Below are 12,656 nucleotides of genomic sequence, written 5' to 3' on the forward strand. Positions count from 1 at the left end.
GGAGGGCCAGCGGGCGGCTCGGAAGCCGGGGGAGCGATGCCGTTTCATGAGGGGAAGGCGGCCTGCTCGATCAGCGCGGCATAGCTGTCGCACAGCGCATCGAAACCGTGATCGCCGCCGAGCTTGCGGGAAAGCGCGCTCCAGTGGCGGTAATGGTCGGGGCTGTCGATCAGCATGCTTATCCTTTCGGCAATTTCGGCGGGATTGTCCACTGCGGCGATCAGTCCGCACCGCGTTCCGTCGCGCGCCGTGATGCCTTCGACCTGCACCGGAACATCCGACACGACGAGCGGCAGGGCGAGCTTGGCGGCCTCGATCAGCGCGAGGCTGTGCCCTTCCCAGCGGCTGACCTGCACGAAAATGTCGGCGCGGGCCAGCCGCGCGAGCGTCTGCGCGCGCGGAAGCTGTCCGAGCAGGCTGACGCGATCGGCAACGCCCAGTTCGTCAATCAGCGCGGCGAGCGCCGCTTCGTCCGGCCCGCCGCCGATGATCTCCACCCGCAGGCCGGGGACGAGGGCGGCGGCGCGGATCAGGGCCGGGAAATTCTTCTGTTCGGTCAGCCGCCCCACCGCGCAGACCAGCCCGCCCGAAGCGCTGCGCGGCCCCGCGGGGGCGAGCGCGGCCAGCTGCGCCTCGACACCGGGCGCCATCGCATTGGGAACGACGCGGCATTTCGCCGTGTCGAGCGCGGGCGGCAGATCGAGCGAGCGGGCGACCGCGCGGGACACGCAGAGGATGGTGGCGACCTGCGGCGCCCTGCCGCTGGCGCGGGCAAGGCGGCGGAGCAGCGGATGATAGGTGCCGAGCGGCGTGTGGTGGGTTTCGATGATTCTCGTCGCGGGGCTGAACAGGCGGACCAGCGGCGCCAGCATTATATTGGCGAGCGGCATCGCCGACAGGATGACGGCGGGGCGCGTGCGCCGCAGCCAGGCGGCGAGGGCGGCGATCCGCCGGGCCGCGCCCCATGGCCCGCCGCGCGAATGGGGCACGACATGGGACCAGCGCTCTCGCCCGTCCGCCGGCGCTTCTTCCTGCTCATGGCGGTAGAGCGCCCACAGCCGGGCGTCGTATCCGCGCGCGGCAAGGCCCTCTTCCAGGCTTTCCCACAATTCGCGGATGCCGCCGGGGGCGGCATGGGTGGCGAACAGGATGACGGGGGACGGCCGCGCCGGGGCGGCGCTCGGTCCGGTGCCGGGGTGCGTCATGCCCTTTTCCGTGTCTCCCTCCGCCATTCGTCCGAAACCTGCCTCGTTCCGGGATGCAAAGCCCTAGCGCTCCATCAAGGGGATTGCGAGTCCTCTTGCCTTGTCATAGTGCAGAGCAATATCGGATTTAGCATATGCGGGGATGCGTGGCACCAGATCGGACTGACGGCCCATTGCCCCTGACTGTCGCCATAAAGGCGCTGAACGAGCAGGACCGTATCGCCGAAACCCTGCGCCATGCGGTCGCCGCCGCGCGATTATGCGGGGGAGAAGTGCTGCTCGCCGACAGCGGATCGGACGATGCGACCGTCGCGATCGCCCGGCAGTTCCCGGTGCGCATCGTCCAGCTTGCCCGGCGCGAGGATCGTTGCTGCGGTGCGGGGGCGCAACTCGCCTTTCAGGAGGCGCGGGGGCGCTATTTCTACCTGCTCGACGGCGACATGCTGCTCGACCCGGCCTTCCTGCCCGCCGCCATCGCCCATCTGGAAGGCAACCCCGATATCGCCGGGGTCGGCGGCGAACTGCGCGAGCGGGCGATCGCCAATTCCGAATTCGCGATTCGCGCGCAGGCCGCCGCCCGGCTGCGGCCGCAGGGGGAGGCGGTCGGCCATCTCGACGGCGGCGGGCTCTACCGGCGCAGCGCAGTGGAAAGCGTCGGCTATTTCGCCGACCGCAACCTGCGCGCGTTCGAGGAGCTGGACCTCGGTTGGCGGCTGCGCTCGGCGGGGTGGCGGCTGGCGCGCATTCCCATCCATGCGGTCGATCATTTCGGCCATGCGATGCCGGGCTATGCCCTTTTGTGGCGCCGTCTGCGGTCGGGCTATGCGGGCGGGGCCGGGCAGGTGGCGCGCGCGGCGCTGGGCAAGCCGTGGTTTCCCGCGCTGCTGCGCGGTTTCGGGCATATTCGCAACAGCCTCGTCGTCATCTTCTGGTGGTGCCTGCTCGCCGCGCTGCTGCTGGCCGGGGCGTTCTGGCCCTGGGGCGCGATCCTGCTGATCTTGCCGCTGGCGTTCCTGCTGGCGCGCAGGCGGTCGCTGCCGCTCGCCTGTTATACCTTCGTGGCGTGGAACGGCATCGCGCTGGCGACGATCGCCGGGTTCCTGCGCCCCCGCACCCCGCCGACCCTGCCGCTGGCGGCGGTGACGCTGGCCGAGGCGCCGCCGCTGCGCGCAGAGGAAGGCTGAATGCGGTCGGTCCGGTCCTCCTTCGCCTGGATGGGCGGCGCGCAGCTGCTGACCGTGCTGTTCCAGTTCGTCGCGCAGGTGGTGCTGGCGCGCTGCCTGTCGGTCCATGAGGCGGGCATCTACGCCTTCGCCCTGTCGGTGGTCGCGCTGCTGTCGCTGATCCAGGCGGCGGGGCTGAAGGCGCTCATCATCCGCGAGGAGGTTCTGAGCGAGGCGGTGGAGGCGACCGCCTTCACCATGAACGCGCTCATCACCATCGGGCTGTCGCTCGCCATCCTGCTGTTCGCGCTGTTCGGCGGCGCGTTCCTGCGGGAAGAGGGGGTGCGTCATGTGTTGCAGGCGATGGCGGTGACGCCGCTCTTCTCGATCTTCTTCTTCCTCCCCGCCGCCCGGATGGAGCGGGAGGGGCAGTTCGCCCGCATCGCGGTCATCGGCATTGCGGGCGCGCTGGCCGGGGCGCTGGCGACGATCCTGCTGGCGCTGCGCGGCTGGAGCTATATGAGCGTGCCCTATGGCCAGTGGGTGACGGGCGCGGCGACGCTGATCCTCACCAATATTCTCGGCGCACCTTTCATCCGGCTGCGCCTCAGCCTTCGTTCCTGGCGGCGGATCGGCGGTTTCGGCATGCAGATGCTGGCGGTGGCGGGCGTCAACACCGCCTCGTCGCGCCTGTCGGAAATCGCCCTTGCCCGCGTGCAGGGGCTGGAAACGATGGGCCTGTTCTTCCGCGCCAGCTCGCTGAACACCGTGCTCTGGGTCAATCTGCACACGCTGATCGGCCGGGTGATGCTGGTCGATTTCGCGCGGCTGCACCGGCAGGGCATCTCCCTGCGCGACCGCTATCTGCAAAGCCTCGACATCACCACCGGGCTGCTCTGGCCCGTATTCGCCGGCGGGGCGGTGCTGGCCGCGCCCGCGCTGAAGCTGATCTTCGGCGAGAAATGGGTGCCCGCCGCGCCCGCGCTGTCGATGATCCTGATCGCGTCGATGATCCAGATCTCCATTTCCATGACATGGGAGATTTTCGCCGCGAAGGATCGCCTCGCCATCCTCACCCGCATAGAATATATCCGCTCGGCGCTGACCTTCGCGCTGTTCGTCGCGGCCTGCTTCATCAGCCTGGAGGCGGCGGCGGCGGTGCGGATCGTCGATGCGCTGCTGGCGGTGGCGCTGTACCGGCGGCACCTGCACCGGATGACCGACACGACCGGGCGGGATTTCCTCCGCTGCTATCGGCGCGGCCTCGTGCTGACGCTGCTCGCCTGTCTGCCCGCGCTGCTGCTCGTCTGCTTTGCCGGGCGGCGGGCCGCCGATCTTGCGCCGGCGAGCCTTGCCGCGGCGGTCGCGCTGGGCGCGGCGTTCTGGCTTGGCGGGCTTGTGGTTTTGCGGCATGTGCTGCTGGATCAGCTGCGCGGCATGATAAGAGAGCGTGGCCCTGCGCGCGGTTCCCGCCTGCCGGGAAAAGCGCAATGACGGCCCCAGCCTTCCCTTTCCGCCCGGCGGCCGGGCGCTGATGGATAGCGGCGGAAAGGCGACGGGACGGCAATGTTTCTGAGGCGCAATTCTCGATGGAGGCAGCGGCCGGGCGGCATGGCGATGCGGTGCGCCGTGTTCGTCGTGCTGGTGGCGGTGGTGCTGAAGGCGTCGGGGCTGGGCGAGCTGATCCATCCCGATGCGGATATGCTCGCCCTTGCCGTGATGGTGGCGTCCGTGGCGATCTTCCTGCCGCTCTGCCTGACCGGCCAGCGCTATTTCCCGGCCTTCGTCGCGGGGGTCGTGGTGATAGCGATGTTCGTCCTCGCCCATCTCAACTTCGTCCGGCTGTCGGGGTCGGCGGTGAATTTCAACGCGATCTTCGCCTATTTCCCGGCGCTGGCCTTTCTGCCGCTCGCCCGTTCGCGCGTGTCGATCGACCGCAGCCTGCGCTATCTGGTCTGGATCTCCGCCGCCTATGTCCTGATCTATACGCTGGGCTATTCCCAGATCATGAACGCGGCGCAGAGCGCGGGTGCGCATATCCTGAAGCAGGGCGATTATGAACGCGGCGTGCGCCTGTTGTTCGCCCCGGCCTTCGGCGCGTTCCTCTTCTTCTTCATGATGGAATGGCGCAGGGGCAGCCTGATCGTGCGGATACCGCTGATGGCTCTTTCCGTGCTGGCGATCTGGCTCAGCAATTACCGAACGTTCCTCGTCATCTTCCTGCTGGTGCTGGTGATGCGGTCCGCCCGGCTGCTCAATCCGCTGGTGCGCTGGCTGATCTTCGGGGTGCTGGTCGCGGCCTATCTGGTGCTGCTGGCGGGTCTTGTCATTCCCGACTGGGAACCCTTCGCCTATTTCGTCGACGATGCGTCCGGGTTCGCCCGCCTGCTCGCCTATCGCCACATCACCCCGTTCGTGCTGGATCACTGGCTGACCGGCGTGGGTGTCGCGGGCAGCAACATGGCGCTGCAATCCTATCTGCGCTCGCCGAGCTTCTATTCGGTCTATCCCACCGATCTGGGGCCGATCGGGCCGCTGTTCGTTTTCGGCATCGGCGGGCTGGCGGTCTATGTGCTGCTGACCTGGTTCATGATCGTGCAGCGCCTGCCGATCCGCTTCGGCTCGACCCATCCCGAAAGAATGGCGCTTCACATGATAGCGATGGTGTACGGCATTCAGGGAATTATAAGCCCCTCCTTCATGATTGAAAACAATAGCCTTTTTGTCGCGTTCATGTTCGCGGGATGGATCCAGCTGCGCCGGGTGAAACCGGTGGGGAGCACCGGCCTTCATCCGCTTGCGTTCAAGCCGCAGCCCCGGATGCGGCGGACCGGACCCGATGAAGGCCATGGCGGCGAGGAGTGAGCATGCGGAAAAGCTATTTCCACGGTCTGATCGCGCTGGTTGCCGGGTTGTCGGTCGCGGCGGCCTGCCATGCGCTGATGCCCGATCAGGCGCAGCCTTCCGGTGCGCCCGCAACGCCTGATCTCTCCTTCCAGAATGTCGATGCGGCGTGGAGCGCGACCCCGGTCGAGCGCGGCTACCGTTTCGAGGTGCGGCAGGGCGACCAACTGCCCGGCGACATGGGAGCCGAGAGCAAGGAACGGTCCGAAGCCTATGACCGGATGAAGCTGGCCTTCGGTCAGACCTACGAGATCGGCTTCAGCCTGGAAATCGCGCCGGGCGCGGCGAACAGCGCGAAATGGATGACGCTGGCGCAGATCCAGTCGACCTTCGACCCCGGCGAACAGGGGCACAGCCCGCCCTTCGGCCTGTATATGGAGGGAGAGAAGATGGTCATCGCGGCGCGGTCCTCCCCGGTCGAGATCACGCCGCCGGACGGCTTCCTGTATATTCCGTTGTACAAGGACAAGGAGGATATCCGCCGGGGCCATCCCTATCGGATGAAGATAAGGGTGCGGTTCGACCGGGGCGGGACCGGGGCCGTCCGCGTCTGGCGGGACGACCGCCTGATCGCCTCTCACGACGGGCCGTTCGGGTTCAACGACCGGCAGGGCCCCTATTTCAAGATCGGCGTCTATCGGGCGAGCGCGCCCGAAAGCTATGCGATGACCGTGCGCGATCTGGCCTTGCGGCCGACAGCCTCGATCGATGGATAGCGCGGCGGCTTCCCCGATGCGGCTCTGCCTCTTCACCCGCGCATGGCGGGCATCGGGGACCGGCCTCTACGCCAGCGAACTGGCGCGCGGCATGGCCGAGGCGGGGCTGGAGGTGACGTTCGTCGCGCCCCGCTCTTCCGACCCGAAGCTGGAGCGCCCGATGGACGGGTTGCGCCGCCTGCGCCAGCCGCATGAGCGGCCGGGCGCCGGGCGGCTGCGCAATGCCGTGCTCAGCCTCAGCCGGATCGCCGCCGGTTTCCTGCTGCTGGCGCGGGCGCGTCTGGCCAACAGGGTGTTCGTCGTCACGATCATGGACCCCTTGCCCTTTGCGCTGGCGATGCTGCTGCTGCTGCGATTGAGCGGGGCGCGGATCATTTTCGTCGTGCACGATCCGCTGCCGCATGCCTGGCATCTCCCGCCCTTTCTGCGCGCCGTGGAACGGGCGGCATGGCATGGGACGCACCGGCTGTCCCATGCGCTGGTGGTGCTGAGCGAGCCGACGCGCGAAGTGCTGATGCGGGAATTGCCGGATTTTCGTGGCCCTGTCGCGGTGATCGACCATGGCATCGTCGCGGCCGACCGGGCGGCGCCCTTGCCCCGGCAGGGGGTGCTGCTGCTGTTCGGCACGCTGCGGTCCAACAAGGGGATAGTCGAGGCGATCGAGGGCGTCCGGCTCGCCCGCGCGGCGATGGCCGGGCCGCTCGCGCTGCTGATCCGGGGCGGCGGGCACCGGGACGAGGCGGCCTATCTGGCCGAGATTCGCCACGCCGCCGAGGCCGCCGGCGATGCGGTCGATCTGGAGGTCGGCTATGTCGGCGAGGAAGCCCTGCCGGATCTGATCGCGCGGTGCGATGCGCTGCTGATGCCGTACAAGGATTTTCATTCGCAAAGCGGCGTGGCGATGGTCGCGGGCGGCCATGCGCGGCCGGTCATCGCGTCGGCGGCGGGGGGCATCGCCTCGCTGATGGCCGAAGGCATGCCCTGTTCCCCCATCGCCCAGCCGGTGACGGGCGAGAGCGTCGGCGCGGCGATCCTCTCCTATTTCCAGCGCCCCTATGACGAGTGGGAAAGCAGCGCCCTGCGTTATCGGGACCATATGCTGGACCGCTATGGCTGGAAACGGATCGGCGCGCGCTTCGGGGAATTGGCGCGGCAGCTGTTGGCCTAGAGCACGCTGTATTTAATCGGATGCAGGCCGCGCGCTCTAGTTTTTTGTTTTCGCATCGTTTTAAGCGCAAAACCGGTTCCCACTTTTGCGCACGATGCTCTAGCCCAGCGCCATGGCGGGTCGGGGACGCCAGCCGCGCAGCGCCTTGCCGATGGGCCGTTCGATCCGCAGATGGATGAGGACCGAAGCGGCGATCGTGATGCCGATCGTCAGCAGCAGGTCGAGGGCGGCGGAGCCATGCCCCAGCCGCTGGCCGACCAGGATGACGGCGCCCACCACATACATGTGCACCAGATACATGGCGTAGGACGCATCGCCCAGCAGCAGCCCCGCCGGCGAGGCCGGAAGCCTGTGTTCGACGCGCAGGCCGAGGACGAGCATGGCCGCCGCCGCCAGCGTGAAGAGGCCGTCCGTCGCCGGATTGATCGCGCTGGCGGTGGGGATGAGGAACCCCGCGGCGATCAGCCCCGCCGCCGCGATTGCGAGCACCGGCGCCGCCGGGCTCCCCCTGTCCATGCCGCCGTGCAGATACCAGAGGCCGATTCCCATGCCGACGCAGAAGGAGAGGATCACCGGCTGGGTGAAGAAGGTGACGATGGCGCCGCCGCCGCCAATCGCCGTGCCCAACAGCACCAGCAGCAGGAAGACGCCGGTGACCGCCGCCACCCGCGCCGCCGCCCGCAGCCGGCTGGCGCAGGCGAAGACCAGATAGAAGAACATCTCGTAATTGAGCGACCAGCCCAGCTTCATCAGCGGCACGATCTCCCCGTCGCCGCGCGCATAGGGGATGAACAGGCAGGACAGGATCAGCTGGCGGACGGAAAATTCCGTATTCTTGAGCAGCCAGGGCGCGGCGATGGCAAGGGCCGCGACGGCGAAGGTCACCAGCCAGTAGAGCGGCACGATGCGCTCCATGCGGCGGCGCAAAAATCTCCACGGGTCGAAATTCGCCTTGCCGGTCGTGTAGACCATGATGAAGCCGCTGATGACGAAGAACAGCAGCACGCCGAAGGAACCGAGCCGCCGCAGCGAGGGGGTGGGGAAGGGCAGGGGATGCAGCAGGGTATGGGCGACGACGACCATCAGCGCGGCGACCACCCGCCAATAGTGTATCGACCGGATTTTCAACGCCGCACGCTCCCGTCCCGTTCGCCTTCCCGGCTATGACAGCCCGGTTTTCGCCCTGTCAAGCGCGGCGCGGCGGCAGCATCCTGTTTTGGGTCAGCCGCCTTCGTCCGGCAAGAGGGCCTCTTGGCGAAGAGGAGCGAGTGGGTTAGGGCGAATGCCGGTCCGAGGGGCAAGGATAGTGAGCGGTTGATCAGGAAGCGGCCTTTCCATGACTGAAGGCGGATCGGCGGCGGCGGGCGGCGGCGAGCGGACTTCGCTGTTGCACAAGATCATGTGGACGGCGGGCGCCTTCGGCGCTTCCTTCCTGTTGAAGATCGCGTCCACCGTCCTGCTGGCGCGGCTGCTGGCGCCGGAAATCTTCGGCGTCATGGTGGTGGTGCAGAGCATCCGCATCGGTATGGAATTGCTGACCGATGTCGGCATCGAGCAGAATATCGTCAATCACCGCCACGGCCTGACGCCGCGCTTCTTCAACACCGCCTGGACGATGCAGATCGTGCGCGGGCTGTTGCTGTCGCTGCTGTTCGCGGCCCTCTCACCCTGGCTCAGCGCCGTTTACCGGCTCGATCCCACGATCTTCCTCGTCGTCAGTTGCGCGCCGCTGCTCAATTCACTGGCCTCGACATCGATCTTCGTGCTGGTCAAGACCCTGGAGGTGCGCCGCCGCAACCTGTTCGAATTGCAGGCGGAGGTCATCAATTTCCTGCTCTGCGTCGGGCTGGCGCTGCTGATGCCGACGGTCTGGGCGCTGATCTGGGGCATGCTGCTGTCGATCGCCGCCCGCTCCGCGCTGAGCTATCGCCTGCCGCACCCGGCGCACCGCCTGCTGCTGGACCGGCAGCATGTGCGCGAGATTCTCGGCTTCGGCAAATGGATCATGGCGTCCTCGCTGCTCAACTACGCGTCGACCTATATCGACCGCCTGTTCATCGGCCGGATGGCTCCGATGCAGGCGCTGGGGCTTTACGGCATCGCGCGCAACATCTCCGACCTGCCGGGCAGCCTCGCCGGGCGGCTGGGCTATCGCGTGTTCTTTCCGCTGATCGCCCGGCTGAAGGCGAGCCGCGACGAAGCCGCGCTGCGGGAATTCGCCCGTGTCCGCCTGCTGATCGTGGCGGTGGCGGCCGGCGGGATCGGCGCCGTCGCATCCGGGGCCGACATCGCGATCGATATCCTCTATGACGACCGCTATCGCGCCGCCGGGCCGATCCTCTTCCTGCTGCTCCTCTCCGCATGGTGCACGGTGCTGGCGCAGCTCAACGAGGTCGCGTTGCTGGGGCTGGGCAAGGCCAGCACCATCAGCTACGCCAATGGCGTGCGCATCGCACTGCTGTGCCTCTTCATGCCGCCGGGTTTCCACCATTACGGCCTTGCCGGCGCGACCGCCGCGCTGGTGGCGAGCGAGGCGGGGCGCTTCCTCCACATGAGCCTTGCGAGCCTGCGCCAGCGCGCGCTCGGCATCGCCTTCGGGCGGCAGGATACGGGCGGGACGCTGCTGTTCCTGATCGTCGTCGGCGCGCTGACGGCCGCGCGCCACAGGCTGGGGCTGGGCGTTCCATGGGCCGGGTTGTGACAGGGCGGTTGACGCTCCCCGCGCAAACGGCGCATGGGGAAGGGCATCGGTGAGCGGGGAAAGGAACGACGTGGCGGGTCCAGCACATTATGAGCAGCAATATCTCGACCTGATGCGCCAAATCCGGGACACGGGCGACGAGCGCGTGGACCGGACGGGCGTGGGCACCCGGTCGGTGTTCGGCGCGCAGATGCGCTTTTCCCTGCGCGACGATGCGGTGCCGCTGCTGACGACCAAGCGCGTCTATTGGAAGGTCGCCGTGCGGGAAATGCTCTGGTTCCTCACCGGGAACACCAATATCCGCCCGCTGGTGGAGCAGGGCGTGCACATCTGGACCGACTGGCCGCTCGACAAATATCGCCGCGCAACGGGGGAAGAGATCGAGCGCGACGCGTTCGAGGCGCGAATCGTCGCCGACCCCGCCTTTGCCGAGCAATGGGGCGATCTGGGGCCGGTCTATGGCGCGCAATGGGTGAACTGGCCGCGCTATGAGGCGGCGGGCGACGGCCTTTATCGCCGGGCCGAGCAGGGGCATAACCAGATCGCCGATCTGGTCGAGGCGATCCGCGCCAACCCCGGATCGCGCCGCCTGCTGTTCACCGGCTGGAACGTCGCGGAGATCGCCGGGATGGCGCTGCCGCCCTGCCACATGACCTATCAGTTCCACGTGTCGGGCGGGCGGCTGTCCGGCCTCTTGTTCCAGCGCAGCGCCGATCTGGTGCTGGGGGTGCCGTTCAACATCTTCGGCCTGGCGCTGATTACCCGGATGCTGGCGCAGCAATGCGATCTGGAGCCGGGCGAGATCGTCTGGCAGGGCGGGGACGTGCACCTCTATCTCAACCATGCCGCGCTGGTGGACGAGCAATTGTCCCGCACGCCCGGCGGCGCGCCGAAGCTGCGCATCAACCGGCGGCCGGACAGCATCTTCGACTATCGGATCGAGGATTTCGAGGTGACGGATTATGCGCCGCAGGCCCATATCGCGGCGCCGGTCGCCGTGTAGGAGGCCGCAGGGCCGCGCGACGGCAGGCGCGGCCCCCGATTGCGGCGAAGGGGATCGCTGCGAGAATGGGGAGCAGGCGCCCGTACGCTTCGGGGCGGCGCGTCGTTCATGATGGAAATGAGGAAGGCGGGTGCGCCATTTTCCTGCTGTATCGATCAGGGAAAATGGCGCGAGTGACGGGGCTCGAACCCGCGACCTCCGGCGTGACAGGCCGGCGCTCTAACCAACTGAGCTACACCCGCGTTCGGTGTGGAGGGGCATCTATGGGAGGGGCGGTTGGCTGTCAACACCCCTCATGGCATTTTCTGTCCGCCGCACCGCATTTCTTCGTCTCATGCCCGCACGGGCACCGGTGAACGCCCGAAAATCCACGCTTTCCTATAGCATATGATTGGCGCGGAAGCTGAAATAAAGATTCCGGCTTAGGATGATATGATCGATCAGCCGTTGCCGCTGCCGGCGCAGATGGGCGCAGAGCAGGCGGGTGGCGGCGACATCGTGCTCGCTGGGGCGTGGGTCGCCCGAAGGATGGGTGTGGATCATCACGATCTGCCGTGCCCGCATCGTCAGGCTGTCGCGCAATATCTGCCTGACGGGCAGGATCAGCATATCCGGCGCGCCCTCGATGATCCGGGTGTCGATGATGTGGGAACGATGATCGGCGAACAGGATGGCGGCCATTTCCGGGTCGCCTTCGCGGCATTGGAAAAGCTCCGCCAGAAAGGCAGAAAGGGTCCGAACGGTCATGCGGACAGGTTTAGAGGAGGGCCGCGGGGCCGCTATTCCCGGCTTGATCCGATTGCGACGGCTTTCGCCCGCATATTGCTCCGATATGGAGGGAATTGGGGCGCTGCGGTGCCTAGATCCGCCAGCGTCCGGTTTCCATCCACAGCAGCAGCGGTTTCAGCGGTGCGATCCAGACGATGCCGCTCACCACATAAATGGGGATTTGCGCCCAGCCCGGCAGGCCGCCGATCTGGCGGGAGAAGCTGCCGATGATGAACGCCCACAGCGCGATCAGGCCGAGGATCATGAACATGCCCGCGGGCTTGCGCCAGCTCGGCTTGTGCGGTTCGATCAAGGCAGATCCTCCCCCTGCGCGGGCGCGAATATGCTGCGCTCCGTCATTACGCGATGCAGCGGCACGTCCCACGGGTCGGCGGGGACATGGGCGATTTCCTGCGCCGACCAGCCGAGGCCGATGCGGATCGCCCCTTCATGGCGGGCGAAGGCGCGGTCATAATAGCCGCCGCCCTGGCCCAGCCGCATCAGCCGCGCGTCGAAGGCGACCAGCGGCGCGAAGATCGCATCGGGCTCGCGCAGCGGGGCCGAGCGGGGCGGGTGGAGCGTGCCGAAGCTGCCCTGCTCCAGCTCGTCGCCGGGCGCCCATTGGCGGAATTCCATGGTGCCCATCCGGTCGACCACATGGGGCAGGCACAGCGTCTTGCCCTCGGTCAGCAAGGCTTTGGCGAGACGCAGCGCGGGGGCTTCGTCCCCGACCGGGCAATAAAGGGCGACGGTCGCGCAATCGGCGATCAGCGCGCGAATCGGACTGGGCAGCGCATGAAAGGCGAGGCGGTGCGCCATCGGATCGAGCGCGGCGACGAACGCCCTGCGCGCCGCCCGCGCCGCCTGCCGCGCGGCATCCTTGTCCGCCATGTCGGAACCGGCTGTATCAGACATGGTGAAAACTTCCTGTCTTGTCGGACCAAGGGAGACGCGCCCTTTTGATTTCAGATGGAGCCGAGAAGGGTGATTTTCGAGCATCGGAGCGCAGCGGGCTTATGGCCCGTGAG

12 protein-coding genes and 1 tRNA gene are annotated in these 12,656 nt (G+C 67.4%); 7 read left to right on the top strand and 6 right to left on the bottom strand.

The window, feature by feature from the left end; genetic code table 11:
• Positions 1 to 44: 44 nt before the first annotated feature.
• Entirely contained in the window at positions 45 to 1,205 is a 1,161-nt protein-coding gene (locus GGR43_RS02715; protein ID WP_223177264.1) for a glycosyltransferase, read from the bottom strand.
• Between the two features lie 173 nt (positions 1,206 to 1,378).
• Here GGR43_RS02715 and GGR43_RS02720 point away from each other — a divergent pair, with 173 nt between their 5' ends.
• From GGR43_RS02720 to GGR43_RS02740, 5 genes are all read left to right on the top strand, one after another.
• On the top strand, positions 1,379 to 2,389 hold the full coding sequence (locus GGR43_RS02720; RefSeq protein WP_188070422.1) for a glycosyltransferase family 2 protein: 1,011 nt from the start codon (positions 1,379 to 1,381) through the stop codon (positions 2,387 to 2,389).
• Positions 2,390 to 3,862: an oligosaccharide flippase family protein gene (locus GGR43_RS02725; RefSeq protein WP_188070423.1), complete on the top strand. Its 1,473-nt coding sequence runs from the start codon at positions 2,390 to 2,392 to the stop codon at positions 3,860 to 3,862.
• A 117-nt stretch (positions 3,863 to 3,979) separates the two neighbouring features.
• The gene (locus tag GGR43_RS02730) at positions 3,980 to 5,233 is read left to right on the top strand and encodes an O-antigen ligase family protein (RefSeq protein ID WP_188070424.1); all 1,254 of its coding nucleotides are present in this window, start codon (positions 3,980 to 3,982) and stop codon (positions 5,231 to 5,233) included.
• 2 nt (positions 5,234 to 5,235) lie between these two features.
• Positions 5,236 to 5,988 carry a polysaccharide lyase family 20 protein gene (locus tag GGR43_RS02735; RefSeq protein WP_188070425.1) on the top strand — a complete coding sequence of 251 codons (753 nt, stop codon included), beginning with the start codon at positions 5,236 to 5,238 and terminating at the stop codon, positions 5,986 to 5,988.
• Positions 5,981 to 7,156 (top strand): glycosyltransferase family 4 protein, encoded by a 1,176-nt coding sequence (locus tag GGR43_RS02740; RefSeq protein ID WP_188070426.1) that lies wholly within the window; start codon positions 5,981 to 5,983, stop codon positions 7,154 to 7,156. Before GGR43_RS02735 ends, GGR43_RS02740 begins: the two co-directional genes overlap by 8 nt.
• A 99-nt stretch (positions 7,157 to 7,255) precedes the next feature.
• Here GGR43_RS02740 and GGR43_RS02745 read toward each other — a convergent pair whose 3' ends face one another.
• Entirely contained in the window at positions 7,256 to 8,284 is a 1,029-nt protein-coding gene (locus tag GGR43_RS02745; protein WP_188070427.1) for an acyltransferase family protein, read from the bottom strand.
• Between the two features lie 208 nt (positions 8,285 to 8,492).
• Here GGR43_RS02745 and GGR43_RS02750 point away from each other — a divergent pair, with 208 nt between their 5' ends.
• Positions 8,493 to 9,857: an oligosaccharide flippase family protein gene (locus GGR43_RS02750; RefSeq protein WP_188070428.1), complete on the top strand. Its 1,365-nt coding sequence runs from the start codon at positions 8,493 to 8,495 to the stop codon at positions 9,855 to 9,857.
• Between the two features lie 70 nt (positions 9,858 to 9,927).
• Positions 9,928 to 10,860: a thymidylate synthase gene (thyA, locus tag GGR43_RS02755; RefSeq protein ID WP_188070807.1), complete on the top strand. Its 933-nt coding sequence runs from the start codon at positions 9,928 to 9,930 to the stop codon at positions 10,858 to 10,860.
• Positions 10,861 to 11,025: 165 nt separating this feature from the next.
• On the opposite strand, the gene GGR43_RS02760 is transcribed toward thyA, so the two are convergent.
• The 4 genes from GGR43_RS02760 to GGR43_RS02775 all read right to left on the bottom strand — a co-directional run bounded on the left by GGR43_RS02760 (position 11,026) and on the right by GGR43_RS02775 (position 12,543).
• A tRNA-Asp gene (locus tag GGR43_RS02760) sits at positions 11,026 to 11,102 on the bottom strand.
• Between the two features lie 136 nt (positions 11,103 to 11,238).
• A complete protein-coding gene (locus GGR43_RS02765) occupies positions 11,239 to 11,607 on the bottom strand; it encodes a JAB domain-containing protein (RefSeq protein WP_188070429.1) in 369 nt (122 codons plus the stop codon).
• 112 nt (positions 11,608 to 11,719) lie between these two features.
• On the bottom strand, positions 11,720 to 11,938 hold the full coding sequence (locus GGR43_RS02770) for a DUF2842 domain-containing protein (protein ID WP_284277799.1): 219 nt from the start codon (positions 11,936 to 11,938) through the stop codon (positions 11,720 to 11,722).
• Positions 11,938 to 12,543: a 5-formyltetrahydrofolate cyclo-ligase gene (locus tag GGR43_RS02775; RefSeq protein WP_188070430.1), complete on the bottom strand. Its 606-nt coding sequence runs from the start codon at positions 12,541 to 12,543 to the stop codon at positions 11,938 to 11,940. Before GGR43_RS02775 ends, GGR43_RS02770 begins: the two co-directional genes overlap by 1 nt.
• Between the last annotated feature and the right edge of the window lie 113 nt (positions 12,544 to 12,656).

The organism is Sphingobium jiangsuense (assembly GCF_014196495.1).
GTDB lineage: Bacteria > Pseudomonadota > Alphaproteobacteria > Sphingomonadales > Sphingomonadaceae > Sphingobium > Sphingobium jiangsuense.

Excerpts from the sequence above, each read along its gene's own strand:
- GGR43_RS02725 (WP_188070423.1), top strand. The coding sequence starts at position 2,390 with ATGCGGTCGGTCCGGTCCTCCTTCGCCTGGATGGGCGGCGCGCAGCTG.
- GGR43_RS02765 (WP_188070429.1), bottom strand. The coding sequence starts at position 11,607 with ATGACCGTTCGGACCCTTTCTGCCTTTCTGGCGGAGCTTTTCCAATGC.
- GGR43_RS02740 (WP_188070426.1), top strand. The coding sequence starts at position 5,981 with ATGGATAGCGCGGCGGCTTCCCCGATGCGGCTCTGCCTCTTCACCCGC.
- GGR43_RS02730 (WP_188070424.1), top strand. The coding sequence starts at position 3,980 with ATGGCGATGCGGTGCGCCGTGTTCGTCGTGCTGGTGGCGGTGGTGCTG.
- GGR43_RS02750 (WP_188070428.1), top strand. The coding sequence starts at position 8,493 with ATGACTGAAGGCGGATCGGCGGCGGCGGGCGGCGGCGAGCGGACTTCG.
- GGR43_RS02715 (WP_223177264.1), bottom strand. The coding sequence starts at position 1,205 with ATGACGCACCCCGGCACCGGACCGAGCGCCGCCCCGGCGCGGCCGTCC.
- GGR43_RS02775 (WP_188070430.1), bottom strand. The coding sequence starts at position 12,543 with ATGTCTGATACAGCCGGTTCCGACATGGCGGACAAGGATGCCGCGCGG.
- GGR43_RS02735 (WP_188070425.1), top strand. The coding sequence starts at position 5,236 with ATGCGGAAAAGCTATTTCCACGGTCTGATCGCGCTGGTTGCCGGGTTG.